The sequence below is a fragment of the Amycolatopsis bartoniae genome (assembly GCF_014191255.1).
Taxonomy (GTDB): Bacteria; Actinomycetota; Actinomycetes; order Mycobacteriales; family Pseudonocardiaceae; genus Amycolatopsis_E; species Amycolatopsis_E bartoniae.
In genome coordinates, this window is record NZ_JACHWH010000005.1 from 205,458 (window position 1) to 231,505 (window position 26,048).

Sequence of the window (26,048 nt, forward strand, 5' to 3'; positions counted from 1 at the left end):
ATTCGTGCGCACACTGTCCCTTTCGGACTGGAACGCGGACGCGAAGGAGCTGCGTGGCGCGGACGAGGTGGTGCTGATCGAGGCGAACGGGCTGCGGTACGGAGACGGCGCGACGGGGTTCTTCCGGCGGCTCGACACGCTCACCGTGCCCACCGTCACTGTCGTGAGTGGACAGTGCGATGCCAGTGCGCTGGCACTGCTCGCATCGGTGAGCCTCGGTTTCGCCGCCGACGACCTCCGCGTCGAGGTGGCCGCCGACACCGTGCTCGCGCTGGGCCTGACGTCGCTGCTGTCGGCGCCCCCGCTGCGGTCGCTGCTGTTCACACAGCCGGACGCCGCCGCGCTGCGGAGGTGTGGTCTGGCGCAGGAAGGCGCCCCGGAAGAGGCCGCCGTCCGGCTGGCCGATCCGTCCGCCGCGCTGCTCGTGCGCTCGCTGCGGGTGGCCGCCCGGTCGACCCCGGCGCAGGCCCGCGAGTACGACGCCGAACTGCGGCGCCTGGCGTGAGCCGGCTCGCGTTCGGCTGCGGCCCGCTCGGCGAGGTGGCGCGGCAGACGGCGCTCGCGACGCTGGAAACCGCGTGGAACGGCGGAATCCGGCACTTCGACACCGTGCTGGTGCACGATCCCGACGACCACCTGACGCTCGCGGTGCGCGAGACGTTTCCCGCGCTGGAACGCCTGCGTGCCGGGGGCGTAGTGGGAGAAATCGGCGTGGGCACCACGTGCTCGCGGCGGCGCCGTTCGACTCCGGGCTCCTCGCGTCCGGCAGCACCTACCTCTACCGCCGGGCGCCGCAGGAGGTCCTCGACCTCGTGCATGCGCTCGGCGAGGTGTGCGGCGACCGCGGGGCAGAACCTGGCGCTGTGCGCGAACCGGTGCCCGAGGAGTTGTGGCCGGCGGTGGAGAAACTACTGCCGTGACACGAAGTCCTCGAACACCTCGTCCGCCTTCGGGGAGGACCACATCGCCGAAGGCGGGTAGTAGAACGTGAACTCGTCGATGCCCGCTTCACGGTAACGGCCGGTGAAGTCCGTGGCGGCCTGCACCGACGACCAGATCGGGGCGGCGGTCACGGCGGGGCTGCCGGCGAGCAGCATCTTCCGCACCGGGCGGATTTCGTCGACGACGGCGATCCTCCGCCGGGTGCGGGCGAGGTGTGTGGGTTCGTCGAGGCCGAAGCCGCCGTAGGACACCCAGCGGTCGCCGTACCGCGCGGCGGTTTCCAGCGCCCGCCTGCCGTGGGCGGCGATGGTGAGCGGGATCCGGCCGGCTGGTGCCAGTGGCGGAAACCCGTCGACCACCGGCTCACCCCGGAGTGCCTTGTCGACTGTGGACACCACGGTGTCGAACTCGGTGGCCTGCCCGGCTGCGAGGTCCGCTTTCGCATAGCCCGAACCGAGCCCGAGTTCCAGCCTGCCACCGGAGATGTGGTCCACTGAGAGCGCGTGCCGGGCCAGGACGGCGGGCGGGTGCAGGACGCCGTTGGCCACGAGCGGGCCGAGCCGGATCCGCGAGGTCGCGGCCGCCAGCGCGGGCAGCACGCTCCACGCGCCGAGCCACGACCGGCCGGGGTGCGCCGGGTTCAGCAGGTGGTCGTCCACCCACACGGTGGTCACGCCCAGCTCTTCGAGCCGCCGGGCGTGGGCGAGCAGCTCGGGCCAGGTGACGTTCGGAATGAGCAGGGCGTGCACACTCATGCGACTCTCCCTTCAAGGACGCGGCAAGCCGCGGCAGCGTTGTTGGCCAGCATGGTGTCCGATGATTCGCTCGCAAGCGTCGCTCATGTCGGAAACCCACCGACGCGCCCGAGCCGTCCGGACAGCGGCACGCCCAGCTTGCCGGTCACCCACCTCGCGTGCTCGATCGCCGCACCGAGGTCGAGCCCGGTGTCGAAACCCATGCGGTGCAGGGTGTAGACGAGATCCTCGGTGGCGACGTTGCCCGACGCGCCGGGCGCGAACGGGCAGCCGCCGATCCCGCCGAGGCTCGCGTCCAGGGCCTGGACCCCGCTGCGCACGGCGGCGACGGCGTTCGCGACGCCGGTGTTGCGCGTGTCGTGCAGGTGCACCCGCATCGGGACCCCGGGCGCGCACTCCCGCAGGAGGCCGAAGCGCGTCTCGATGTCCGACGGCACGGCGACGCCGATCGTGTCGGCGAGGCTCACCTCGTCGGCGTCGACGTCGGCGACCGCGGCGGCCACCCCGGCGAAGCGGGACTCGGGCACCTCGCCCTCGAACGGGCAGCCGAACGACGCCCCGATGGTGATCGCGACCCGCACGCCGTCCTCGCGGCCACGCCGGCGGATCTCGCGCACGACCTCCACCGCCTCGCGGGTGGTCGTGCCCTGGTTCCGCTCGCTGAACGTGTCGCTGGCGAGGACCAGCGTGGTGACCTCGCGGATGCCCGCCTCGACGGCACGCTGGTACCCACGCACGTTGAGGACGAGGGCACTGTAACCGATTCCGTTGTCCGGCAGGGCTTTCGCCACCTCGGCCGCGTCCGCCAGCTGCGGCACACGGTCCGGGCGCACGAACGAGGTGACCTCGACGCGCCGCACCCCGGTGCGCGCCGCGCGTTCGACGAGCTCCAGCTTGTCCTCAGTGGACAGTGTGCGGTCCTCGTTCTGCAGCCCGTCACGCGGGGACACCTCGACGATCTCGACCATCATTCCTCCCGTGCCGCCGCGGCGACCAGCCCCGAGCCACCGTCGATTTCGATCGAAGCCCCGCTCACGGCGTCGGCGATCCCGCTGCCGAGTGCCGCGACCCATTCCGCCACCTCGGCGGTCGTCGTGTCCCGGCCCAGTGGCGTCCTGGCCACGACGCGGGCCAGCGCTTCCGCCGGCATCTCCCCCGCGACGCCCTCGGTCAGGACGGTGCCCGGGGCCAGGCAGAACAGCCGGATCCCCTCGGCGCGCCACTGCCGCGCGAGCGTCCTGGTCAGCGCGGCGATCCCGGCGCGGGCCGCGGCCGAGTGCCAGACCGGGAATACCGCGTTCCGGCGCCGACAACGACAGGCTCACCACGCGGCCGCCGCGTTCGGCGAGACCCGCGTGAGCCGCCTGGATCAGCGACGCCGTCGCGGTGAGGTTCAGATCGGCGACGGCGGCGAACCCGCGTGGCGAGATCTTGTCCATGGGGGCGATGAACTGCCCGCCCGCGTTGTTCACCAGCAGGTCCAGGCCACCGATCCCGGCCACGAACGCGTTGGCCGCCGCCCGGTCGCGGATGTCCAGCGCCTGGAACCGGAACCGGTCGCCGCCCAGCTCGGCGGTCCCCGCGAGCGGCTCCTCCCGCCGCCCGGCACCGACGACGTGCGCGCCCAGTTCCAGCAGCCGCAGGCTCACCGCCCGGCCGATCCCGGTGCCCGCCCCGGTGACCAGAGCCGTGCGTCCACGCAGACACCCCGAGGGCAGCACGGCACAGGACTCCGGTCGTGGTGCGGGAGTCACGACAACCCCGGCACTCGCGCCAGCAGGCCGCCGTCCACCGGCAGCAGCACGCCGGTCACGTACGACGCGTTGAGCAACCACCACACCGCCTCGGCCACCTCCTCCGGTTCCGCCGCGCGGCCCGCCGGATGGGCCGCCTCGAAGTCGTCCAGGTCCCGCACCAGTCCCGTGCGCACCAGTCCCGGCGCGACGGCGTTCACGCGGATTCCCCGCGAGGCGTACTCCACCGCCGCGGTCCTGGTCAGTCCCGCGATCGCGTGCTTGCTCGCGGCGTACGCGCTCGACCCCGGCACCCCGGCCACCGCCGCGCCGGACGCGGCGTTCACGATCGCCCCGCCGCCCGCCAGCATGAGCCGCAGCTCCGCCCGCAGGCACGACAGCACGCCTCCGACGTTGACGTACTGCACGCGCCAGAAAACGTCCTCGGGATAGTCGGCGGTTTCGGCCCGGATCCCCGTCACGCCCGCGTTGTTGTAGGCGAACGCCAGCCCGCCGGCCCATTCGGCGGCGGTCTCGACGGCCTCCGCGGCCCGATCGGCCTTGGCCACGTCCACCTCGATCGCCAGCGCCCGGCCACCCGTGCCGGTGATCTCCGCGGCGACCGCGGAGGCCGCCGCGCCGTCGCGGTCCAGCACCGCCACCGGCACGCCTTCCGCGGCGATCCGGCGCACCACCGCCGCCCCGATCCCGCGGCCGCCGCCGGTCACCAGCGCGCCCGTCACGACGCGCCCCCGGAACTCAGTCCGTCAACGCCGAAAGCGCCATCTTGATGAAGTCCTCCCCGAAGTCGGTGAGGCTCCGCTCGCCCGCCGGGTTGTACCAGCGGTGGATCCAGTTGAACATGCCGATGATGCCCAGCACCGCCACCGACGGGTCGATGTCCGTGCGGAACTCCCCCGCCTTCGCGCCCGAGCGGATCACGTCGGCAAGCGCGCGGCCGTAGCGGTCGGCGTTGTCGCGGATGTCGTCGGCCTCCGGGCCCGACATCACCTGGTGCACGTTCTCGCTCAGGAAGATGAACAGCTCCGGCAGCTCCTCCATCGTGCGCACGTACTCGCGCAGCGCCGCCGCCAGCCGCTCGGTGGCCGAGTCCGGCTGCGCCGCGACCTCCTCCAGCCGCGTCCGCATCGTCTCGATCGGATCGTGCAGCAGCGCGACGAGCAGCTCCTCCTTGGTGCCCACGTAGTAGTACAGCGTCGCCCTGCTGATCCCGACCTCGGCGGCGACGTCCTCGAGCGTCGACTGGGCGTAGCCGAGCCTGCCGAACACCCGGGCCGCCCCGGTCAGGATCTCCGCCCACCGGGCGTCCGACCGCTGCCGGCCGGCCTGCCTGCGTTCCATGCGCCGCCGGGCGATGTCGCTCTCCGGCGCTGGTGCCGCGGTGCGGCGTCGGCGTGGCGCGGCCACTGGCGATCGAACCCCCTCGTTGCTGGTGCCGTTCCGGCGGCACCGGAACCGTCCGGGGCCCCACCCTATCCCGCCCGCAGTTCACGCTTGAGCACCTTCCCGCTGGCGTTGCGCGGGAACTCGGTGTCCACCGAGAACACCGCGGGCACCTTGTACCCGGCGAGGCGGGCCTTGCAGTACGCGCGCACCTCGTCCTCGGCCAGCGTGGCGCCGTCTTCGAGGATCACGTGCGCCCGCACGATCTCGCCCCAGTGCTCGTCCGGCACGCCGACCACGGCGACCTCGCGGACCCCGGGATAGGTGCCGAGCACGTCCTCGATCTCCGCGGGGTAGATGTTCTCGCCCCCGCGGATGATCATGTCCTTCTTGCGGCCGTTGAGGTAGAGGTAGCCCGCCTCGTCCCGCCAGGCCAGGTCGCCGCCGCGGAACCAGCCGTCCACCAGCACCTTCGCGGTCTCCTCCGGTTGCCCGAGGTAGCCCGACATCACCGCGTCCGCGCGGGTCACGATCTCGCCGACCTCGCCGTCGGGCACGTCACTGAGCCCCGTGTCGTCGTCGGGGTCGCACAGCCGCAGCGACACGCCCATGCCCGCCTTGCCGATCGAGCCGAGCAGGTGCTCCTGCCCGGCCAGCGCGAGGCGGTGGTCCTCCGGCGTGAGCACGGTCTGCAACCCGGCCTCCGTGCCCGCGCCGAACATGTTCATGAAGTCGCACGAGAACCGGCTCATCGCCCGCCGCAGCAGCGCCGGGGACATCGGCGCGGCGCCGTACCCGATGGACCTGAGGTTCGAGAAGTCCCCCTGGGCCACGGCCGGCTCGTGCAGCAGCGTGTCGATCATCGTCGGCACCAGGAACACACCGTCGAGCCCGCCGCGCGCCATCCAGTGCGCGACCGTCGGGGCGTCGAACGCGGGCAGCACCAGCGAGGTGTGCCCGCGTGCCACGCCGGACAGCGTGTAGAGCATGCCGCCGACGTGGAACAGCGGGGCCGCCGAGTAGTGGAACGACAGGTTGGTCATCCGCCGTTCCACGATGCACTGCATGACCATGTGCTTGGCCATCCGCTGCGAGTGCAGGACGCCCTTCGGCAGCGCCGTGGTGCCGCTGGTGAACGCGAGGCACACGATGTCCGAGTCGGCCACCGGGACGTCGATCTCCTCGTCCGGGGAGGCGGCGACGAGCCCCTCGTAGGACTCGTCGCCGGACTCGGAGTCGTAGCTGATCACCGTCTTGAGCCCCGGTACGTCGACCCCGCGCACGAGGCCGGTGTAGCGGTCGCTGTAGAACAGCACCTTCGCCTCGGCGGTGCGCAGCAGCGCCTGCAGCTCGGGACGGGCCAGCCGGAAGTTCAGCGGCACGTACAGCGCGCCGAGCTTCATGCAGGCGAGCAGGGTCTCCACGTACTGCGCGGAGTCGGTGGCGAACAGCGCCACCCGGTCGCCCTGGGAGACCCCCATGCGCCGCAACGCCGAGGCGATGCGGTTGACCCGGCTGTTGACCTCACGGAACGTGAAGCTCGCCGTGTCGGTGACGAAGCACGCCCGGTTCGGGACCGTGCTCGCGTTGATGCGGATCCAGTCCGCGACGCGCGAGTTCTGCTGGACGGACATGCGCACTCCTTCGTGCAGCCATGAGGGTCACGACAGCTTCGGCAGCACCTCGGTGCCGATCAGTTCGATCGAACGCATGACCTTTTCGTGCGGGATGTCGTAGGACTGGACGAGCAGCATCAGCACGTCCACGCCCACCGCCTCGTAGCGGCGGCACATCTGCAGGAAGTGCTCGGGGTCCCCGCACAGCACGGTCTCGTTCCGCACCAGGTAGTCGAACGTCAGGTCTTCCAGCGACATGCCGCCGAGCAGCTTCCGCGCGTACTCGTAGCTGCCGAGGTTGGTGCCCTCCTGCCAGGCGCCCAGCTCGGCGATCGTCTTCAGTGACGACTGGATGTACCACGGGAAGGCGGTTTTGGCGTCCTCGTGCGCCTGCGCGGTGGTCTCGGCGCAGTGCGCCTGGGCGAAGGTCGCGATCCGGTTGTTGACGAACTTCCCGACCGGCCGCACCTGTTCGAGGCCCTCGCGGTAACGGCCGATGCGCTTGGTCAGCCCCTCCGGCGGGATCGCCACCGAGAACGACAGCAGCCCGAGCCCCTTGCGGCCCACGATCTCGTGACTGTCCGCACTGGACGTGGCGCCCCAGATCGGCGGGTGCGGCTGCTGGTACGGCTTCGGCACCACGCCACGGGGTGGCAGCTTGAAGTACTTGCCGTGCCAGCTGAACTCCTCCTCCGTCCAGCTGCCGACGATGACGTCGAGCGCCTCCTCCCACATCGGCCGCGTCTCGGGCGGGCTGATGCCGAAGCCCTCGATCTCGATGCGCGTGCCCGAGCGGCCGGTGCCGAACTCCAGGCGTCCCTTGGACAGCACGTCCACGGTGGCCGCGGCCTCGGCGGCGCGCACCGGGTGGTTGTACGGGAACGGCAGCAGCCGGACGCCGTGCCCGATCCGGATGTTCTGCGTGCGGGCGGCGATCGACCCGTAGAACACGCCGGGCGCGGACGAGAACGAGTACTCGTCGAGGAAGTGGTGCTCCACCGTCCACACGCTGTGGAACCCGAGCCGGTCGGCCAGCTCGATCTCCTGCAGGGTGTTCTCGAAGGCGTGGTAGGCGCTGTCGGGGCCCCACGGCCGCGGTACCGGCAGCTCGTAGATCAGGGCGAGCTTCACGAGTCCTCCCTCGTGGTGACCGAGCCCGTGTGCGATGCCGCGGGCGTCAGTCCCAGGTCGAAGGCCACCAGCTGCCCGGCGAGCCCATAGGTCACGTACAGGCGGCCGTCGTCGCCCGCACAACAGTTGGTCGGCTGGGTGCCGTCCCCCGTTTCGATCGTCTCCGCCAGTTCACCGCCGGAGTAGACGAAGATCGCGTTCCCGATGCTGCCGCACACGTACAGGCGGCCCTCGCCGTCGAAGCAGAGCCCGTCGGGCATGCCCGAGGGCAGCTTGCAGATCTGCTCCGGCTCGCCGAAGGTGCCGCCGGAGACCTCGAAGGCGAGCACCTTGCGGGTCAGCGACTGGGTCAGGTACAGCCGCCCGTCGGGTCCGAACGCGACACCGTTGGGCATCGCGGGCACCTCGGCCGAGCCCAGCACGCCGCCGTCGGCGCCGATCGCGACGACGTGGCCGGGGCTGATGCCACGCAGGTTCTCCCAGTCGGCGCTGTCGGTGACGTACAGCGTCCCGTCCGGGCCGAAGCACAGGTCGTTCGGCCGGTGCGGCGCCGGGCCGGGGAACGCGGGCGGCACCGTGGTGACCGTCCCGCCGGGATCGACGCGCTGCACGCAACCCTCCAGCTGCCGCGGCGCGTGCCAGTAGCCGGTGCCTTCGGCGGACAGGCCGCCGTTGTTCGCGACGTACAGCTCGCCGTCCGCGCCGAGCGCGCTGCCGTTCGGGCCGCCACCGCAGTCCCCGAGCGGGGTCACCGTGCCGTCGGGCGCGACGCGGCTGATCGCCTCGCCCTTCATCTCCACCACCGCGACCGCGCCGTCACCGAGCCACGTGGGCCCTTCGGGGAAGCGCAGCCCTCCGGCGACGACTCTCGGGGCCGTCACGAGGCCGCCGCCTCTTCGAACTCGTAGCGGGGCAGCTCCTTGACCCGCGGCATCACCTCCGCCGCGAACAGGCGCATGTTGGCCTCCGCGGTCTCGTAGCTCATGCCGGAGAACGAGCACACCGCGTTGAACCCGTCGTTGCCCACCTTGGAGCGGATGTCGAGGATGCGCTCGTAGCACTGGTCGGGCGTGCCGTAGATCTGCAGCTCGATGAAGTTGTCGACGACCTTGCCCGACCCCTTGTGCTGGATGTAGGAGGCCAGCGAGCGGTAGTACTCGTAGCCCTGCGTGCTGGCGAAGTGCCGGCCGCCGAGCTCGTAGTGCGACATCACCGACTCGTAGTAGCCGCCGATGTACTCCTGCGCCATGTCCTTCGCCTTGACCGGGTCGTTGTCGCAGCACACCCAGCCGGTGACCATCGGCGCCGGCGCCTCCACGCCCTTCAGCTCGCGGAACTGCTCGCGGTACTGGGCCATGTCGTCGGAGACCTCGTCCCAGTCCTTCTGGGGGTTGATCAGGATCCCGGCGCCGACGTCGGCCATGATCCGCACCGACTCGGGCGACACCGCCGCGGCGTAGAGCCGGTCGCGGAAGGACTTCACCGGCCGGGGCCGCAGGTCGCGCTTCGGGATCTGGTAGTACTTCCCGTCCGCCTCGACCACGCCGGTCTCCAGCGCGCGCAGCACGATCTCGGCCGACTCGACGAACCGGGCACGCGACTCGCCCATCGGGACGCGCAGGCCCTCGAACTCGATCCGGCCGAGCCCGCGGCCCATGCCGAAGACGAACCGCCCGCCGGACATCAGGTCCAGCATCGTCACCTGTTCGGCGACCCGCACCGGGTCGTGCCACGGCAGGATCACCGCGCCCGAGCCGAGCAGGATGTTCCTGGTGCGCCCCGCCATGTAGGACAGGAACTGGATCGGGTCCGGGCACATCGTGTAGGAGGTGAAGTGGTGCTCGACGCCCCACAGCATCTCGAAGCCCAGCGGTTCGGCCAGGTCGCACAGGCGCAGCTCGTCGGAGTAGACACGCTGGTCGTCCTTCGCGTCGCCGCCGCCCTGGAAAATGCTCGTGTATCCGACTCGCATCGGGAATGACCTTCTTTCTGGTTACGAGAGCCGCTGGTAGGTGCCGTGGCAGAAGATGAGGGGACGGCCCGCGGGCCGCACGGAGAGCTCGTGGACGTCGGCGAGGACGAAGACGTGGTCGCCGGCGTCGGTGACCGAGTGCGTGGTGCAGTCGAACCAGGCGAGCGCGCCGTCGAGCACGGGCGAGCCCAGCGGCGACGGCTCCCACCGCACGCCGCCGAACTTGTTCCCGCCGGAGACCGCGAACGCCCGCGAGACGTCCTCGCCCTCCTCTCCGAGGACGTTGACGCAGAACCGGCCGAGCGGCTCGATCCGCGGCCACGTGCTGGAGGTGCGGGCCACGAAGAACCCGACCAGCGGCGGTTCCAGCGACACCGACACGAACGAGCCGACCGCGAGCCCGAGCGGGCCCTCCGGCGAGGCGGCCGAGACGACGGCCACGCCGGTGGGCACGTGCCGCATGACGTGCCGGAACCGGTCCGGCGTGACTCCTGCCGCCGTGGTCATCGCGCCTCCCGCAGGTCGGGGTCCAGTGCCAGGTCGTGCCCGAGCCGGGCCTGTTTCGTCCGCAGGTACCGCACGTTCTCCGGCGCCGGGACCGTCCGAAGTGGACACGCCGTCACCTTCAGCCCTTCCGCGGCCAGTGCGTGCACCTTGTCCGGGTTGTTGGTCAGCAGCGTGACCTCGCTCAGCCCGAGCCGCAGCAGCACGCGCGCGGCGGCGCGGAAGTCCCGTGCGTCGGCCGGATGCCCGAGCCGCAGGTTCGCGTCGACGGTGTCGGCGCCGCGGTCCTGCAGCGCGTAGGCGCGGAACTTGTCGGCGAGGCCGATGCCGCGGCCCTCGTGCCCGCGCTCGTAGACCAGGACTCCGCGCCGCGCCTGGGAAATCGTTTCGAGGCCGGCCCGCAGCTGCTCGCCGCAGTCGCAGCGCAGCGAGCCGAACAGGTCACCGGTCGCGCATTCCGAGTGCACCCGCACGAGGACGGGTTCCCCGGCCGAGAGGTCCCCGAGCGCGAGCACCAGGTGCTCGGCACCGTCGGGCTCGGTGCGCACCAGCGTCGCGGTGAACTCGCCGTGCGGCGTGGGCAGCGGGATGCTCGGCGTCTCCTCGGTCGCGCGCCCGCGGACTTCGATGAGGTCCTGGATCCCGATCAGCGGCAGGTCGTAGCGCCGCGCGAACTCCCGCACGTCCTCGCCGCGCACCATCTCCCCGTCGGGCCGGGACAGCTCGCAGATCACCATCACCGGGTCGATCCCGGCGAGCTCGCCCAGGTCGACCGCGGCCTCGGTGTGCCCGGCCCGGCCGAGCACGCCCTCGGGGTGCGCCCGCAGCGGGAACATGTGGCCGGGACGGGCGAAGTCCTCGGGGCGGGCGGCCGGATCGGCCAGCTTCCGCGCGGTGACCGCCCGGTCCGCCGCGCTCACGCCGGTGGTGGTGTGCTCGACCGCGTCCACCGTGACCGTGAAGGCCGTGCGGTGCCGTTCGGTGTTGTCGGCGACCATCAGCGGCAGGCCGAGCGCGTCGGCGCGGGCGGCGGGCATCGGCACGCACACGATGCCGGTGCAGTGCCGCAGCAGGAAGGCCATCTTCCCGGGTGTCATGTGCGCGGCGGCGAGGACGAGGTCGGCCTCGTTCTCGCGGTCCGCCGCGTCCGTCACGACGACGAACTCGCCGCGGACCACCGCTTCCAGCGCGTCGTGCACGGTGTCAGCCATCGCCCCGCTCCTTGCGTCATCGCTTGTGTTGACAGGAACGGTAGCCCTTCCGCATTCCTGCGTCAACGTTTACGCTGACAACAACTTCGCTGGTCGACGACGACAGGGGTTCCGGACATGACCGACGAGACCGCACCCGCCGAGTTCGCCCGCCCGGACGGCCGGGCACTCGCCCGCGAGATGATGCGGCGGATGCAGCGCGTCCGCCTGTTCGAGGAAGCCACCATCGCGCTGTTCCACGCCGGCGAGCTGCCCGCCATGGTGCACCTGTCCATCGGGCAGGAGGCCGCGGTGGTCGGTGCCTGCCTGGCGACGGAGACCTCGGACTACATGACGGGCAACCACCGCTCGCACGGGCACCCGATCGCCAAGGGCGCCCGGCTCGACGCGCTGATGGCGGAGCTGCTGGGCAAGGCCACGGGCGTGTGCGGCGGCAAGGGCGGCAGCATGCACCTGGCGGACTTCTCGGTCGGCAGCCTCGGCGAGTCCGGCATCGTGGGGTCGGCGATCCCGGTGGCGACCGGGGCCGGGCTCGCCGCGCAGGTCCGCGGCAGCGGCCAGGTGGCGCTGTGCTTCTTCGGCGACGGCGCGGCCAGCGAGGGCGTGCTGCACGAGTCGATGAACCTGGCCGGGATCTGGCACCTGCCGGTGATCTACTTCTGCGAGAACAACGGGTACGCGGTGAGCGTCACGGCCGAGGAGTCGTTGTCGGTGCCCGATGTCGCGATGCGGGCGGCCGGGTACGGGATGCCCGGCACGGTGGTCGACGGGCAGGACGTGCTCGCGGTGTACCGGGCCACGCGCGACGCGGTGTCCCGCGCCCGGGCGGGCGAGGGGCCGAGCCTGGTGGAGGCGAAGACGTACCGCTTCCACGAGCACGCCTACGGGCTGGTGGTGCCGCAGCCGTACCGTGACCAGTCCGTTGTGGACAAGTGGTTCGAAACGGTGGATCCTTTGACGCTGTTCGCCGAACGGCTGCTGGGCTGGGGCCTGTTCACGGCCGATGAGTTGGCCGCGTTGCGCGACGAGGTTCAGTCCGAAGTAGACGCCGCGGTCGAGTTCGCCCGCGAGTCCCCGTTCCCGCCGCCGGAAGCGGCGTACACCGATCTCTACTCGGAGGTGACCGCGTGACCGCCGCGACCACCCGGGCGAAACAGCTCGGCTTCCTGCAGGCGATCAACCGCGCCCAGCGCGAGGAGATGGCGCGCGACGAGCGCGTGCTCCTGATGGGACAGGACCTGCGCGCCAACGTGTTCGGCGCCGCGGCCGGCGCGCTGGACGCGTTCGGGCCCTCGCGCGTGCGTGACCTGCCGCTCGCCGAGGCCGGGTCGATCGGCGTCGCGGCCGGTGCCGCGATGGCCGGGCTGCGCCCGATCGTCGACCTGACGGTGGCGAGCTTCGTGTTCGGGGCGATGGACCAGTTCGTGTCGCAGCTGGCCAAGGCGCGGTACATGTTCGGCGGCCAGGCCACGCTGCCGGTCGTCGTGCGGGCGGCGCTCTACTACCACGGCGGGACGGCGGGCCACCACGCCGACCGGCCGTACCCGATGTTCATGAACGTGCCGGGGCTCAAGGTGATCCTGCCGTCGACGGCGCCGGACCTGCTGGGGCTGCTGAAGTCCGCGATCCGCGACGACAACCCGGTGCTGTGCTTCGAGGACGCGAACCTGTGGGGCCGCAGGGGCCGCGGGCCGATGGTCCCCGAGGACACCGACCACGTCGTGCCACTCGGGTCGGCCGCGATCCGGCAGCCCGGTACCGACGTGACGATCGTGGGCATCGGGCTGGGCAGCGTGCTCGCACTGGAGGCCGCGAAGGAGCTGGCGGCGGACGGGATCAGCGCGGAGGTGATCGACCCGCGCACACTGGTGCCGATGGACTGGCCGACGATCCTGGAGTCGGTGAGCCGGACGGGCCGGTGTGTCGTGGTGGACCCGGCGAACCGCACGTGCAGCGCGGCGAGCGAGATCGCGGCGCGGGTGGTGGAGGACTGCTTCGGGGCGCTGCGCGGCCCGGTCGTGCGGGTGACGACCGATGACATCCACGTGCCGTTCAGCCCCGCGCTGGAGAAGCAGATCTACCCGACGAAGGACAAGGTGGTGGCCGCCGCGCGCCGCGCGCTGGCCGGCTGAGTAGCGAGGAGAAACCGTTGGCACGTCACGAGGTCCGGCTCCCCCAGCTGTCGATGGGGATGAGCGACGCGGAGATCATCGACTGGTACGTCGAGGAGGGCGAACAGGTCGCGGCGGACGCGGACCTGGTCGAGATCGAGGCGGAGAAGGCGAGGCAGATGATCGTCGCCCCGCACGCCGGGGTGGTCCGCGAGCTGCGCGGCGAGAGCGGTGACGTCGTCGAGGTCCGCGACGTGCTCTGCGTGATCGAGACGGCCTGAGCCGGGTGCGGCCGTCCCTCTGGGGGCGGCCGCACTGTCCACGGTGGCCGGACTCCAGCCACAGCGCCGGGTAGCTCACGGGCGGCGAGCCGGAACTGCGCCACCCACGCCGGTCACACCTCTACTCCGCAACCCCTCGGCGCCGGGCCAGGACCGCGGCGAACTCCGGGCCCGCCATGGCCTGTTCCTCCAGTGCCAGGCCGTAGCCGAGCGCGAGGGTCGCCGCCGCTTTGAGGTGGGTGTTCAGCACCGCCTTGGTGCTGCGCAGCGCGAACTGCGGGTAGCCCGCCCAGCGTTGTGCCAGCTCCCGCGCCGCCGCCACCGGGTCGGGCGTCACCTCGTGCGCGAGTCCCAGCTCCACCGCGCGGGCAGCGGTGAGCAGCTCGCCTTCCAGCACCAGGTACTTCGCCCGGTTGAGCCCGACGAGCACCGGCCACAGCGCGGCGCTGCCGTTGCCCGCCGTCACCCCGCCCGGCACGTGCCGGTCGCCGATCCGCGCCGCGGGCGCCACGAACGCCACGTCGGCGAGCGTGGCGAGGATCGCGCCCAGCCCGAGCGCGTCCCCGTTCACCGCGGCGATCACCGGTTTTTCCAGCTCCAGCAGGGTTTCCACGATGACCCTGGCCTCCTGCACGGGCGTCAGCCCGGTCAGGGTCTCGAACCTGCGCGACGCGCTGCTGTCCCCGCCGCGGCAGAAGGTGGCGCCGGCGCCGGTCAGCACGACGACCCGCACCCGCTCGTCCGCCCGCGCGCGGGCGAAGACGGTGGTGAGTTCGGAGTGCATCGCGTCGTCGGCGGTGTTGCCGTGCTCCGGCCGGTCGAGGACGAGCGTGGCGACCCCGCCCGCCACCTCCACCCGGATCCGCGTGTAGTCGTCCTGATCCAGCATGAGAGTCGATTGTATGCAATGGACCTCCCAGAAGGAAGATCAGCGATCGAGGTCGGCCAGCAGCTGGTCGCGGCCCTGCAGGATGTGCTCGTGCATCAGCTGCGCGGCCCGCTGCCCCTCCCCCTTCGCGATCATGTCGCGGATCAGCTGGTGGAACAGGTTCGACCGCTCCAGCTGGCGGTTCGTGAACTCCCGCAGCGCCTCGAAGACCAGCGGCGCGTCCACCGTGCTGCTCAGCAGGTGCGCGAGCCTGCCGTGCCGGCTCGCCGCGATGATCGCCGCGTGCACGCGCCGGTTCGCCTCCCCGATCAGCCGCGTCCGCTCCAGGTGCCCGAGCTCCCTGCGCCGCATGGCCTTGGCGAAGTCGCGGATGCCGGCGTCGACGGCGGCCAGGTCGTCCGCCGTGGCCCGGCCCGCCGCCAGCTCGCACGCATAGGACTCCAGCCGGGCCCGCAGCTCGTAGGTGTCGAGGATGTCCTGGCGCCCCAGCGTGCGCACGACCGCGCCGCGGTTGCGCGCGGTCACGACCAGCCCGTCCGCCGCGAGCATCCGCACCGCCTCGCGCACCGGCGTGCGCGAGAGGTTCAGCTCGGCCGCGATCCGCTGCTCGATGAGCCGTTCCCCCGGCCGCAGCCGGCCTTCCACGATCCACGAGCGGATCGAGGTGTAGGCGAACACCGGCCCGGACATGCCCTCGTCCGGCATCGGCCCGCCGCCGTACGCCACCGCCACGCTGTCGTCCCGCACGTCCTCGCCCATTCCGCAGAGGGTACCGGGTGTGACCGGTCGTGCTCACCACGCGACCTGCGGGAAACGAAATCGACAAAAGTGTTGACGGAGTCTTGTTCCGGGTCCGGATTGCATGCAATATGTGTCCACAGTCGAATTCGGAGGTGGCGCAACGGTGGGTCCACTGCACGGAACCAGGGTTCTCGAACTCGGCAGCTTCATCGCCGGTCCGTTCGCCGGGCAGCTGCTCGCCGACTACGGGGCCGAGGTCGTGAAGATCGAACCACCGGCCACGGGTGACCCGATGCGCCGCTGGGGCATCACCAAGGACGGGGAATCCCTGTGGTGGCCCGCGATCGCGCGCAACAAGAAGTCCGTGACCGTCGACCTGCGGGGCGAACGGGGCCAGGAGCTCGTCCGCGAGCTCGCCGCCACCGCCGACGTCGTGCTGGAGAACTTCCGCCCCGGCACCCTGCGGAAATGGGGCCTGGACTACGAAACCCTCAGCGCGCTCAACCCGGGCATCGTCGTCGTGCACGTCTCCGGCTTCGGCCAGACCGGGCCGAACTCCGGGCTCGCCGGGTTCGGCAGCGTCGCCGAGGCCGTCGGCGGAATCCGCCACACCACGGGATCCCCGGACGACGCCCCGGCCAGGACGGGCATCAGCCTCGGTGACTCGCTCGCCGCGCTCTTCGCCGTCATCGGCACGCAGGCCGCCCTGCTCGAACGGGCCCGCAGCGGCCGCGGCCAGGAGGTCGACGTCGCCATCTACGAGGCCGTGTTCGCGCTGATGGAGTCCACGCTGGCCGACTACCATGCCGGTGGCGTGCTGCGGAAACGCAGTGGCAGCGTGCTTCCCGGGGTCGCACCGTCCAATGTGTACCCGACTGCGGACGGCGCGGAGGTCGTCATCGCCGCCAACGCCGACACCGTCTTCGCCCGCCTCGCCGAGGCGATGGGGCAGCCGGAGCTGGCGACCGACGAGCGCTACGCGACGCACCAGGCACGCGGCGCGCGGATGGCGGAGCTCGACGCGCTCGTCTCCGCCTGGACCTCCGCCCGCAAGAGCGACGAGCTGATCGACGAGCTGAACCGGCACGGCGTGCCGGTCGGCCGGATCAACACGGCGGCCTCGATCCTCACCGACCCCCACTTCGCCGCCCGCGAGATGATCCAGTGGCGGCGCAACCAGCACGGCACGGAGCTGCCCATGAACGGCGTCGTTCCCAAGTTCTCCCGCACCCCGGGGGAGATCACCCGCACCGGGCCCGCGCTCGGCGCCGACACCGACGAGGTGCTCGCCGCGGTCGCCGACGGCGAACGGCTCGGCCGGCTCAGAGCGGACGGTGTCGTGTGAACGCGCTGCTGGAGCTCGACGACCTCACCGTCCGCTTCGGCGGGGTCACCGCGCTCGACTCGGTTTCGCTGACCGTCCAAGAAGGACAGATCTGCGCCCTCATCGGACCCAACGGTGCGGGCAAGACCACCGCGTTCAACACGATCAGCCGCCTCGTGCGCCCCGCGTCGGGGACGGTTCGCTTCGCCGGGCAGGACCTCCTGCGCCGGCACGCGGCGGACCTGGCCGGGCTCGGCATCGCCCGCACCTTCCAGAACCTGGCCCTGTGGCCGGGGATGACGGTGCTGGAGAACGTGATGGTCGGCCGGCACGCCCGCGGCCGCGCCGGTTTCGCCTCGTCGGTGTTCGGCTGGCCCGCCGCGCGCGAGGACCGGGACCTGCGGGCCCGCGCCTATGCCATGCTGGACTACTTCGAGATCCCCGACGTCGCGCACCGGGAGTGCACCGGCCTGCCGTTCGGCACCCTCAAGCGGGTCGAGCTGGCACGGGCGCTCGTCGGCGAGCCCCGGCTGCTCCTGCTGGACGAGCCCGCGGGCGGGCTGACGCACGGCGACGTGCGAGAGCTGGGCGACATCCTGCTGCGGCTGCGCGACGAGCACGGCATCACGCTGCTGCTCGTCGAGCACCACATGCAGTTCGTGATGGGCATCTCCGACCACGTCGTCGCGCTCGACTTCGGCCGCAACCTCGTGTCGGGGACGCCGGCGGAGCTGCGGGACTCCCCGCTGCTCGTCGAGGCCTACCTGGGGACGCCGGTATGAGCGCGCTCCTGGAACTGCGCGGGCTGCGTGCCTACTACGGCACCGTCGAATGCCTGCACGGCGTCGACCTGACCGTCGGCGACGGCGAGGTGGTCGTGGTGCTGGGCGCCAACGGCGCGGGCAAGACCACCCTGCTGCGCTCGGTGTGCCAGCTCGTGCGCACGGAGGGATCGGTGCTGCTGAGCGGAAAACAGCTCGGCGGCCGGTCCACCTACGACGTCGTCCGCCGCGGGGTCGCGATGGTTCCGCAGGGCCGCGGCACCCTCGCCGAGCTCAGCGTGGACGACAACCTCCGCGCGGGCGGCTACATCCGCAAAGACAAGCAGGTCCGCACCGACATAGCTTACTGGTACGACACGTTCCCCCGGCTCGCGCAGCGGCGCTCGACGTCGGCCGGCAGCCTGTCCGGGGGCGAGCAGCAGATGCTCGCGATCGCCCGCGCCCTGATGAGCAGGCCCCGGCTGCTGCTGCTCGACGAACCCTCGCTGGGCCTGGCGCCGATCGTCGTGCGGCAGCTGTTCGACGTGCTGGCCCGCGTGCGCGCCGAACGCGAGGTGGCGATGGTCGTCGTCGAGCAGAACGCCGCGCTCGCGCTGGACCTGGCGCGGCGGGCGTACGTGCTGGAAGCGGGCACGGTCGCCGTGTCCGGCTCCGCGGCGGAACTGCGCGACGACGAGTCCGTCCGGCGCGCCTATCTCGGCTACTGACGTCCACCAGCCCAAAGGAGGGTTGTCCCGTGGCGATCACCACCACCGGCAGGCCGGACGCGCCGCCGGGCGGAGCACGCGACGTGCTCGCGCTGCGGCGCCGGCGTTCCGCGGCCAGCGGACTCGGCGTCGTCGTCGCGCTGCTGGCGGCGTTCTCGGTCTACGCCGTGCTCGACGGCGGGTTCCAGCTGTACCTGCAGCGGGTGGCCGACGGCGTGCTCAACGGTTTCCTCTACGGCATGGTCGCGCTCGCGCTCGTGCTGGTGTTCAAGGCGACCGGCGTCATCAACTTCGCCCAGGGCGCGATGGGCATGGTCGGCACGTTCCTCGCCTTCACGTTCGCGGAGAAGGGGGGCCTGCCGCTCGTCCTCGCGATCGCCTTGGCCATGGTGGTGTCCGCGGGCGCGGCGGCCGGGATCGAGCGCACGCTGATCCGGCCGTTCGACGCGAACAACCACCTCGCGATCACCATCGTCACGCTCGCGCTGTACCTGGCGCTCAACGCCCTCGCGGCGCTGCTGTGGGGCTTCGACCCGCGCGGGTTCCCGACGTTGTTCCCGCACGGCCCGGACGACTTCTTCACCCTCGGCGGCGCGCGCGTGTACTACACGAGCCTCGGCACCGCGCTGCTGATCGTCGTCGTGGTGGTGGTGCTGCAGCTCGCGCTCTCCCGCACCAAGCTCGGGCTCGCGTTCCGGTGCGTGTCCACCAGCGTCGAGTCCTCGCGGCTGCTGGGCGTCCACATCGGACGGACCGTGCAGAGCAGCTGGGCGATCGCCGCGGCGGTGGGCACGCTCGCGGGCTGTCTCGCCGCGCCGACCACCTACCTCGACCCGACGTTCATGGACAAGATCCTCATCTACGCGTTCGCCGCCGCCACCCTCGGCGGGCTCGACAGCATCGCGGGCGCGGTCGTCGGCGGGGTGCTGGTCGGGCTCGCCATCGCGCTGCTGACCGGCTACATCCCCGCGCTCAGCGGGCAATTCGGCCTCGGCTGCGCGTTCTTCGTCATCATCGCGGTGCTCCAGTTCAAGCCCGCCGGGCTGCTGGGCCGCCGCAGTCAGGAGCGGGTGTGATGGCCGCGTTCACCGTCGAAGAGGGCAGCCGCGCCCACCGCGGCCTCCGCTGGGGCTCGGCGGCGCTGGCCGCCGTGGTGCTGGTCGTGCTGCCGCTGCTGACCGGTTCGGTCGGCACCATCGAGACGTGCACGCAGATGGTCTGCTACAGCGTCGCGATCCTCGGCCTCGGCCTGCTGACCGGCCACTGTGGACAGATCTCGCTCGGGCACAGCGCGTTCGTGGGCCTCGGCGGCTACACCACCGTCATCCTCGTCGCCGACCACGGCTGGCCCTACCTGGCCACCATCCCGGTCAGCGTGGTGCTGTGCCTGGTCGCCGGAGCGCTGGTCGGCATCCCGGCGCTGCGCATCCGGGGGCTCTACCTCGCGACGGTCACCCTCGCCGTCGCCGCGTTGTTCCCCGTGCTCGTCGACAAGTTCCCCAGCTTCACGGGAGGTCCCAACGGCAAGTTCGTGCCCCAGGAGATGCAGTCCCCGGACTGGTTCTTCGTGGACCCCTACACCGAGACCGGGCCGCCCACGGACCACTACTACGCGGTGCTGGCCGTGGCGGCCCTGATGTTCCTCATCGCCCGCAACATCGTGCGCAGCCGGACCGGGCGCGCGATGCACGCCGTGCGCGACGCGCCGCTCAGCGCGGCCGCCTCGGGCATCCGCGTGGCGCGGGTGAAGATCTTCGCGTTCGCGGTGAGCGCCGCGTTCGCGGGCGTCGCCGGGTCGCTGCTGGTCATCCAGGTCCCCGCGGTCAGCGACTCGCGGTTCGACCTGTACCTGTCGATCTTCCTGCTCGTCGCGCTGATCGCCGGCGGCAGCGCGTCGATCACCGGCGCGGTGCCCGGCGCGGTCGTGTTCGTGCTCCTGCGGACGCAGATCGCCGACTGGGCGCAGTCGCTGAACCTGCTGTCGGGCCGTCCCGACGGCGGCCAGATCGTGGGCATCGTGTCCGGCGCGCTGCTCATCGCTTTCGTGTTCCTGTTACCGGGCGGCGTGTCCGACGGGCTCGGGCGGCTGCGCCGCCGCGTGCTCGAGGTCGTCCCCCGCTCCCCCGAGGGCTGGCAGCGGCACCGGTTCGCCGGGACCGCCGCCGTCCCGCCCGTCCAACCGGCTCTGAGAGAGGGCTGAACCCCCATGACGAGTACCTGGCAACGGCGCCTCGCGACACTGGTCATCGGACTCGCGGTCGCCGGCACGGTCACCGCCTGTTCGCACGAGCAGAGCAAGCAGGCCGCCGCCACCAAGAAGTGCGGGCCGTCTCCGGCCGTGACCGCACAGTCCCCCACCCCGAATGACGGCACGATCCCGCTGCCGAGCACCGAGGCCAAGAACTGGGGCCTGAGCGCCGACGGCAGCTGTGTCTACACCGGACCGGGCGGCTACAGTCTCGACCTGTCCGGCTGTCCGTCCACCTGGGACAACAACGCCGGGATCACGCCGGGCGAGATCCGGTTGTTCACCAGCATGCCGCACTCCGGCGCGCTGGCCGCCTACGGCCAGATCGGCGATGGCATCAAGACCTACCTCGACTACGTCAACGCGCACGGCGGGATCGCGGGCCGCAAGGTGACCCTGGACGTCAAGGACGACCAGTACCAGCCCGACCAGACCCGCACGAACTTCGAGCAGGCGGTGCAGAGCGGCGACTACGCCGCCAGCTTCGCCGTGCTGGGCTCGCCGAACAACCTGAACCTGCGCGACTACGCGAACCAGAACTGCATGGGCCAGCTGGAGGTCGCCGCGTCCGACGACCCGTTCGGCGACCCGCAGAAGTACCCGTGGACCACCGGGTTCGGGCTCGACTACTACAACGAGAGCGGGATCTGGGCGTCCTGGCTCAAGGAGAAGTTCCCGCAGGGCGCGAAGATCGCGACGATCTCGATCGGCAACGCGCTGGGTCAGTCCTATGTGGAGGGCTTCAAGCGGGCGGTCAAGCAGACGCCCGGCCTGAGCATCGTCGACGAGCAGACCAACGACGTGTCCGCCCCCAACGTGGACAACGAGGTGACCAGCGCGGCGGCCTCCGGTGCGGACGCGGTGGTGCTCGTCGAGGCGGGCACGTTCTGCACGCAGGCCATCGGCGCGATCGAGAAGTCGTCGTGGCAGCCCGTCGTCGTCGCGGCCCAGCCGTGCGCGCAGATCCAGACCACCTACGCGCCGCTGGGCAAGCAGGGCCTGACCGGCAACGGCACCAACGTCGTGCGCTACTACTACGCGCCGAGCGACCCGGACAACCCGAACACCCAGTTCGCCAAGCTGTACCACGACACCGTGCAGGCCGCGGGCCTCGACCCGGCCAACGCGCAGACCGCCAACGGCTGGTTCTGGGCCTGGTACATCGTGCAGGTGCTGCAGGACGCCTCGGTCATGAAGGGCGGGCTGACCCGGGCGAACATCGCGGTCGCCGCGCACTCCTACGACTCGACGTACCCGTTGATGGTGCAGGGCGTGAAGGGCAAGGTCAGCGGCGTCGAGGACGCTTACCCGTTCGAGGCGGGCCAGATGTTCACCTACACCGGGGCGACCCCGGCCGCGCCGGGGCACTTCGAGAAGGCCGGGCCGCTCATCGACAACGAGGGCAAGCTCGGCAACTGGGAGAAGGCCCAGGCGGGCAACTGATGGACCCGGCGACCGCCGGCGCTCGCGAGCTGGCACGGGCTCTCGCTTCGAGGTCCGTGTCCAGCCGCGAGCTGGTCCGGTACTACCTCTCCCGCATCGAGGGCTCGGAGCTCAACGCGGTGGTCACGCTGGACACCGTGCGGGCGCGCGCCGCCGCGGCGGCGGCCGACGAGGAGATCGCGCACGGGCGCGGCCGGGGCCCGCTGCACGGCGTCCCGATCACGGTGAAGGACGCGATCGCCACCGCTGGCCTGCGCACCACGGGCGGCTCGCCGGAGCTGGCCGGTCACCGCCCGGCGGCGGACGCGACCGCGGTGGCCCGGCTGCGGGCGGCCGGCGCGATCGTGCTGGGCAAGACGAACGTGCCGACGTGGTGCGGCGACATCCAGACCACCAACGACGTGTTCGGGCTGACGCGCAACCCGTGGGACCCCGGGCGGACGCCGGGTGGTTCGTCGGGCGGCAGCGCGGCGGCGGTCGCGGCCGGGCTGTGCGGGTTCGACCTGGCGTCGGACATCGCGGGCTCGATCCGGATTCCGGCGCACTTCTGCGGGGTCTACGGGCTCAAGCCGTCGGTGGGGCTGGTGCCCGGCGACGGGTACGTGGACCACGTCGGCGCCGGGCTGGTGCCGCCGGACGGCAACGTGCTGGGCCCGATCTGCCGCAGCGCCGACGACCTGGCACTGGTGCTGGAGGTGCTGACCGGCACGCCGGTGCCGCCGTGGCGGACCGGGTTCCGCGCGGCGGTGTGGCTCGACGACCCGTCGTGCCGGGTCGGCAACGCGTCGGCGGAGGTGCTCTCCGCCGCGGTGGACGCGTTCGCCGCCGCCGGGGCATGGGTGGAGGACGCCGAGCCGTCGGACCGGTTCGACGACCTGTGGCAGCTGCACCTGGACATGGTGCTCGCCGCGGTGGCCTACAACCTGCCCGACGAGGGACTGCCGCCGGCGACGGCGTCCCACCGCGGCTGGCTGGCCCGCGCCGAGGACCGCGCGCGGGTGCGGGCGCGGTGGGCGCGCTGGTTCGCGGGGTTCGACGTGCTGCTGTGCCCGGTGACGGCGATGCCCGCGTTCCCGCACGACCTGGACGGCGACATCGGCAGCCGGGTGCTGGAGATCGACGGCGAGTCGCGCCCGCACCTGAGCACGATCGGCTGGTGCGGGTTGTTCAGCGTGCTCGGCCTGCCGACGGTGGTCATCCCGGTGGGCCGCACCGCCGCCGGGCTGCCCGTCGGTATGCAGGTGGTAGCGGCACACGGCCACGACGCGACGGCCATCGCCTTCGCCCGCTGGGCGGCCGACGTCACCGGTGGCTACCACCCGCCGCCGGGGGATTCCTAGCTCCGGAGCCCTTCGCCCGCCAGCCGTGGTGAACCAGTCCCGGGACCCACAGCGCCTCGCCGGCCGCGCGACCTCCGGCGACGTCGCCTTCGGCAGTGTCCACAGTGGCCGGACTGCCTCCGCTCGTGACCGGGCGCGCTCATCAGCGGATCCTGCACGCGCTCACCTGACGGCTGCCTCGTCGTCGGTCACGTCGGCGTCGGCGGCCTGCCTGCACACGGTACCGACGACGGTGGGGCCGGTCGAGAAAAGTCGACGCTGCGTGCAAAGTTGTCGACGCTACGATGAGCCGATGCCACGGACCAGGGAGGACGGCAGCAGGCGGCGCGGCACTCCGAGCAAGGGCGACCTGCGGGAGCGCGCCATCCTCGACGCCGCCGAGCAGCAGCTGGCCGGCGGGCCGGAGGGGATCACCGTCGAGACGCTCGCGAAGGCGGCCGGCATCAGCCGGGGCGCGTTCTACTTCTACTTCGGCTCCCGCAACGACGTGCTGGCCGCGCTGGTCGAACGCACCGTGACGACGTTGCGCGCCGAGGTCGACGCCGCCGACGCGGCGGCCGCTCCCGCCGACGCGCTCCGCGAAGGCGTGAGGCACACGGCGCGGATGTGGCGCGAGCACGGCCCGGTCATGCGCGTCGCGGTGGAGCTCTCGCCGACGGTGCCGGCCGTCGACGAGGCGTGGCGCTCGGCGGTCGACGCGCTGGCCGCCACCACCCGCCGCATCGCCGAACGCGCGGGCGTTCCGGCGGGCACGGGCCCCACCGACGCCGGGGCGCTGACCACCGCACTGGTCTGGATGACCGAGCGGACCTTCTACCAGGCGACGGTCACCGGTACTTCCCTCGATGAGGCGACCACGACCCTCGTCCACGTCTGGCTGACCGCGCTGGGCCTACGCGAGTAGCCTTCCCGCGTGTCCGAATCCTCCCCCGAGTCCCCCGCCGGGAGACCCCGCCGGAGCCTCCTGCCGGTCGCGGTCACCGGCGCCGCCCTCCTCGCCGCCGCGGCGGTCGCGATCGTCCTCGCCGTGCCCGCCGGCGACCCCGCCACGGCCGCGGGGGCGCCGGTCATCCCGCTCGCCGGGCACCAGGTCTGCGCCGACGAGCTCGTGGTGGACGTGCTCACCGACGACGAGATGGCCCGGATCGCCGGCGTCGTGCACCTCGACCCCCGCGCCCGCAAGGTCTACACCGAGACCCGAACCGAGGCGTACCAACGGTTTCAGCAGATCTTCGCCGATCAGCCCGACCTGATCGCGGGAGCCCGCCCCGAAGCGCTGCCCGCCTCGGTGACGATCACCGCCACCGACGGGACCGACCTGCACGCCTGGGCCACCGAGCTGACGAAGACGTTCCCCTCCGCGACCTCCGTCCGGCCGCTGATCCGGGCCGAGGTCGAACCTGCCATGGCCGCGCGCTACGGCACCGAGGGCCTGCGGCCCTGCCCGCCCAGCGGTGAGTGGAACGGGTAGTTCCTGAACGCCGCGAAACGCGCGTTCAGGGGAGGTTCACGCGTTCTCCCCAGCGGGCGGCACACCTGGATGCCGTCGATGTCGGGCAGCATCACGTCGAGGATTACGACGTCGAGCGGCCTCGTTGGCGTACTACGGGGCACGGCGGCCGGAGTCGGCTTCGGTGACGTGGAAGCCCTCGTACCGCAGTGCCGTCGCGACGGCCTCTGTGAACGACCTGTGACCTGGTGACGGGAAGGGCTTTCAGGCGGTTTCCCGGCGACGGCGGTACTCCGCCGCCCTGGTCTCGTAGTTCCGGTGCTCCTGCGCGTGGTCCGGCGGCAGGTGCGGGGTTTCCGCGCTCGCGAAGAACTTCCGGAGCGCGGCGTTCGACGCGGCGGCCAGCTCGCCGGACCGGGCGAACATCGCCTCCTCGTACCGCGTGACCGCGTCGTCGAGGTCCGCCTCCTTCGCGAGGGCGCGGGCGAGCTCGGCGCCGTCGAGCATCGCGAGGTTCGCGCCGTGGCCGCCGAACGGGGCCATGAGGTGGGCCGCGTCGCCGAGGAGGGTGACGCCGGGCACGTGCTCCCACGTCAGCGGGGCGGGCAGCGCCCAGAACGAGCGCGGGACGTAGCCGCCGTCGTTCTCGGTGATCAGCGGGAGCATGCCGGCCGACCAGCCGGCGAACTCGCGCAGCAGGTGCGCACAGACGGCGCCGGTGTCAGCGAGGTCCACACCGGCCTGGACGTGCCAGTCCGGCTCCGCGCGGAACGCCACGTAGCCGCGGACCACGCCACCGGAGTTGCGCTGCACGATCACCGCCCGGCCGTCGCTGTCGTTCGCGAACAGGTGACCGGGGCCGACGAGCGCGGCGACCTCCGGATGCCGGGTGTCCACGGCGTCGAAGCGGGTGTCGAGGAAGCAGACGCCGAGGTACTCCGGCGCCGCGTCGGTGAGCAGGGGGCGGACCTTCGACCAGGCCCCGTCGGCGCCGACGACGAGGTCGGCCGTGGCGCTCGTCCCGTCGGCGAACTCCAGGCGCCCGGCTGTGGCGCGGACGAGCTTGTGCCCCCAGTGCACCGTGCCCGGGCGCAGGCTCTCGTACAGCATGGTCCGCAGCTGCCCGCGGTCGATCTCCGGCGCCGCTTCGTCGCCGTCGCCGGGCGTGAACTCGGCGAGGACGGTGCCGTGCTGGTCGCGGCGGGTCTTGGCCTGGCTTTCCGGGCGGGCGAGCGCGTGGAAGGCCTCGACCAGGCCCGCGTCCTCCAGCGCGATCTGGCCGGAGTCGGCGTGCAGGTCGAGCGTGCCGCCCGGGTCCCGGGAGTCCACGGCGGTGTCGGCGTCGTACACCGTGGCCTCGATGCCGTGCCGCTGCAGGACCCGGGCGCAGGTCAGGCCGGCAGGACCGGCGCCGACGATGGCGATGTTCGGTGTGGTCGTCATGCTTTCCAGAAAAGCAGACTC

27 protein-coding genes are annotated in these 26,048 nt (G+C 72.0%); 14 read left to right on the top strand and 13 right to left on the bottom strand.

What is annotated here, in order from left to right; translation table 11 throughout:
* Positions 1 to 4: 4 nt before the first annotated feature.
* Both FHX82_RS24505 and FHX82_RS24510 read left to right on the top strand, forming a co-directional pair.
* Positions 5 to 505, top strand: a complete 501-nt coding sequence (locus FHX82_RS24505; protein WP_145938021.1) for a hypothetical protein — start codon at positions 5 to 7, stop codon at positions 503 to 505.
* The gene (locus tag FHX82_RS24510; RefSeq protein ID WP_183176804.1) at positions 502 to 981 is read left to right on the top strand and encodes an aldo-keto reductase family protein; all 480 of its coding nucleotides are present in this window, start codon (positions 502 to 504) and stop codon (positions 979 to 981) included. The genes FHX82_RS24505 and FHX82_RS24510 overlap by 4 nt, the downstream gene beginning before the upstream one ends.
* Here FHX82_RS24510 and FHX82_RS24515 read toward each other — a convergent pair.
* The 10 genes from FHX82_RS24515 to ribB all read right to left on the bottom strand — a co-directional run bounded on the left by FHX82_RS24515 (position 909) and on the right by ribB (position 11,268).
* On the bottom strand, positions 909 to 1,697 hold the full coding sequence (locus FHX82_RS24515) for an LLM class flavin-dependent oxidoreductase (RefSeq protein WP_145938020.1): 789 nt from the start codon (positions 1,695 to 1,697) through the stop codon (positions 909 to 911). The two genes, FHX82_RS24510 and FHX82_RS24515, sit on opposite strands and share 73 nt — an antisense overlap.
* 83 nt (positions 1,698 to 1,780) lie before the next feature.
* The gene (locus FHX82_RS38190) at positions 1,781 to 3,451 is read right to left on the bottom strand and encodes a hydroxymethylglutaryl-CoA lyase (protein WP_221216490.1); all 1,671 of its coding nucleotides are present in this window, start codon (positions 3,449 to 3,451) and stop codon (positions 1,781 to 1,783) included.
* Positions 3,448 to 4,173 (bottom strand): SDR family NAD(P)-dependent oxidoreductase, encoded by a 726-nt coding sequence (locus FHX82_RS24530; RefSeq protein WP_145938018.1) that lies wholly within the window; start codon positions 4,171 to 4,173, stop codon positions 3,448 to 3,450. The genes FHX82_RS38190 and FHX82_RS24530 overlap by 4 nt, the downstream gene beginning before the upstream one ends.
* Positions 4,174 to 4,189: 16 nt before the next feature.
* A complete protein-coding gene (locus FHX82_RS24535; RefSeq protein WP_145938017.1) occupies positions 4,190 to 4,792 on the bottom strand; it encodes a TetR/AcrR family transcriptional regulator in 603 nt (200 codons plus the stop codon).
* Between the two features lie 131 nt (positions 4,793 to 4,923).
* Positions 4,924 to 6,468, bottom strand: coding sequence for a class I adenylate-forming enzyme family protein (locus tag FHX82_RS24540; protein WP_145934662.1), 1,545 nt, complete (start codon positions 6,466 to 6,468; stop codon positions 4,924 to 4,926).
* A gap of 27 nt (positions 6,469 to 6,495) precedes the next feature.
* Positions 6,496 to 7,581, bottom strand: coding sequence for an LLM class flavin-dependent oxidoreductase (locus FHX82_RS24545; protein WP_183176805.1), 1,086 nt, complete (start codon positions 7,579 to 7,581; stop codon positions 6,496 to 6,498).
* On the bottom strand, positions 7,578 to 8,462 hold the full coding sequence (locus tag FHX82_RS24550; protein WP_183176806.1) for an SMP-30/gluconolactonase/LRE family protein: 885 nt from the start codon (positions 8,460 to 8,462) through the stop codon (positions 7,578 to 7,580). The genes FHX82_RS24545 and FHX82_RS24550 overlap by 4 nt, the downstream gene beginning before the upstream one ends.
* On the bottom strand, positions 8,459 to 9,553 hold the full coding sequence (locus FHX82_RS24555; protein WP_145934659.1) for an LLM class flavin-dependent oxidoreductase: 1,095 nt from the start codon (positions 9,551 to 9,553) through the stop codon (positions 8,459 to 8,461). The genes FHX82_RS24550 and FHX82_RS24555 overlap by 4 nt, the downstream gene beginning before the upstream one ends.
* Before the next feature lie 21 nt (positions 9,554 to 9,574).
* Positions 9,575 to 10,060, bottom strand: a complete 486-nt coding sequence (locus FHX82_RS24560) for a flavin reductase family protein (RefSeq protein ID WP_145934658.1) — start codon at positions 10,058 to 10,060, stop codon at positions 9,575 to 9,577.
* A complete protein-coding gene (gene ribB, locus FHX82_RS24565; RefSeq protein WP_145934657.1) occupies positions 10,057 to 11,268 on the bottom strand; it encodes a 3,4-dihydroxy-2-butanone-4-phosphate synthase in 1,212 nt (403 codons plus the stop codon). Before ribB ends, FHX82_RS24560 begins: the two co-directional genes overlap by 4 nt.
* 117 nt (positions 11,269 to 11,385) lie before the next feature.
* Between ribB and FHX82_RS24570 the strand changes: the two genes are divergently transcribed.
* The 3 genes from FHX82_RS24570 to FHX82_RS24580 are packed head-to-tail and all read left to right on the top strand — an operon-like array spanning position 11,386 to position 13,660.
* Complete coding sequence (locus tag FHX82_RS24570) at positions 11,386 to 12,399, top strand: thiamine pyrophosphate-dependent dehydrogenase E1 component subunit alpha (RefSeq protein ID WP_221216491.1); 1,014 nt, start codon at positions 11,386 to 11,388, stop codon at positions 12,397 to 12,399.
* On the top strand, positions 12,396 to 13,400 hold the full coding sequence (locus FHX82_RS24575; RefSeq protein ID WP_221216492.1) for an alpha-ketoacid dehydrogenase subunit beta: 1,005 nt from the start codon (positions 12,396 to 12,398) through the stop codon (positions 13,398 to 13,400). Before FHX82_RS24570 ends, FHX82_RS24575 begins: the two co-directional genes overlap by 4 nt.
* A 17-nt stretch (positions 13,401 to 13,417) precedes the next feature.
* Positions 13,418 to 13,660: a lipoyl domain-containing protein gene (locus tag FHX82_RS24580; RefSeq protein ID WP_145934656.1), complete on the top strand. Its 243-nt coding sequence runs from the start codon at positions 13,418 to 13,420 to the stop codon at positions 13,658 to 13,660.
* 121 nt (positions 13,661 to 13,781) lie between these two features.
* Here the strand turns inward: FHX82_RS24580 and FHX82_RS24585 are convergent, their stop codons facing one another.
* Together FHX82_RS24585 and FHX82_RS24590 are read right to left on the bottom strand one after the other, a co-directional pair.
* Positions 13,782 to 14,549 (bottom strand): enoyl-CoA hydratase/isomerase family protein, encoded by a 768-nt coding sequence (locus tag FHX82_RS24585; RefSeq protein WP_145934655.1) that lies wholly within the window; start codon positions 14,547 to 14,549, stop codon positions 13,782 to 13,784.
* 39 nt (positions 14,550 to 14,588) lie between these two features.
* Positions 14,589 to 15,308, bottom strand: a complete 720-nt coding sequence (locus tag FHX82_RS24590; RefSeq protein ID WP_145934654.1) for a GntR family transcriptional regulator — start codon at positions 15,306 to 15,308, stop codon at positions 14,589 to 14,591.
* Positions 15,309 to 15,453: 145 nt separating this feature from the next.
* Between FHX82_RS24590 and FHX82_RS24595 the strand changes: the two genes are divergently transcribed.
* From FHX82_RS24595 to FHX82_RS24635, 9 genes are all read left to right on the top strand, one after another.
* Entirely contained in the window at positions 15,454 to 16,635 is a 1,182-nt protein-coding gene (locus FHX82_RS24595; protein WP_229880353.1) for a CaiB/BaiF CoA transferase family protein, read from the top strand.
* Entirely contained in the window at positions 16,632 to 17,396 is a 765-nt protein-coding gene (locus FHX82_RS24600; RefSeq protein WP_222425957.1) for an ABC transporter ATP-binding protein, read from the top strand. The genes FHX82_RS24595 and FHX82_RS24600 overlap by 4 nt, the downstream gene beginning before the upstream one ends.
* Positions 17,393 to 18,103 carry an ABC transporter ATP-binding protein gene (locus tag FHX82_RS24605; protein ID WP_145934652.1) on the top strand — a complete coding sequence of 237 codons (711 nt, stop codon included), beginning with the start codon at positions 17,393 to 17,395 and terminating at the stop codon, positions 18,101 to 18,103. Before FHX82_RS24600 ends, FHX82_RS24605 begins: the two co-directional genes overlap by 4 nt.
* A gap of 29 nt (positions 18,104 to 18,132) precedes the next feature.
* Positions 18,133 to 19,179: a branched-chain amino acid ABC transporter permease gene (locus tag FHX82_RS24610; protein WP_145934651.1), complete on the top strand. Its 1,047-nt coding sequence runs from the start codon at positions 18,133 to 18,135 to the stop codon at positions 19,177 to 19,179.
* The gene (locus tag FHX82_RS24615) at positions 19,179 to 20,303 is read left to right on the top strand and encodes a branched-chain amino acid ABC transporter permease (protein ID WP_145934650.1); all 1,125 of its coding nucleotides are present in this window, start codon (positions 19,179 to 19,181) and stop codon (positions 20,301 to 20,303) included. Before FHX82_RS24610 ends, FHX82_RS24615 begins: the two co-directional genes overlap by 1 nt.
* Positions 20,304 to 20,309: 6 nt before the next feature.
* Positions 20,310 to 21,794, top strand: a complete 1,485-nt coding sequence (locus FHX82_RS24620) for an ABC transporter substrate-binding protein (RefSeq protein ID WP_145934649.1) — start codon at positions 20,310 to 20,312, stop codon at positions 21,792 to 21,794.
* Between the two features lie 56 nt (positions 21,795 to 21,850).
* The gene (locus FHX82_RS24625) at positions 21,851 to 23,134 is read left to right on the top strand and encodes an amidase family protein (RefSeq protein WP_229880355.1); all 1,284 of its coding nucleotides are present in this window, start codon (positions 21,851 to 21,853) and stop codon (positions 23,132 to 23,134) included.
* A gap of 292 nt (positions 23,135 to 23,426) precedes the next feature.
* Entirely contained in the window at positions 23,427 to 24,038 is a 612-nt protein-coding gene (locus FHX82_RS24630; protein WP_145934647.1) for a TetR/AcrR family transcriptional regulator, read from the top strand.
* A gap of 9 nt (positions 24,039 to 24,047) precedes the next feature.
* A complete protein-coding gene (locus FHX82_RS24635; protein WP_145934646.1) occupies positions 24,048 to 24,605 on the top strand; it encodes a permease-like cell division protein FtsX in 558 nt (185 codons plus the stop codon).
* Positions 24,606 to 24,848: 243 nt separating this feature from the next.
* On the opposite strand, the gene FHX82_RS24640 is transcribed toward FHX82_RS24635, so the two are convergent.
* Complete coding sequence (locus tag FHX82_RS24640) at positions 24,849 to 26,027, bottom strand: FAD-dependent oxidoreductase (protein ID WP_145934644.1); 1,179 nt, start codon at positions 26,025 to 26,027, stop codon at positions 24,849 to 24,851.
* Positions 26,028 to 26,048 lie beyond the last annotated feature (21 nt).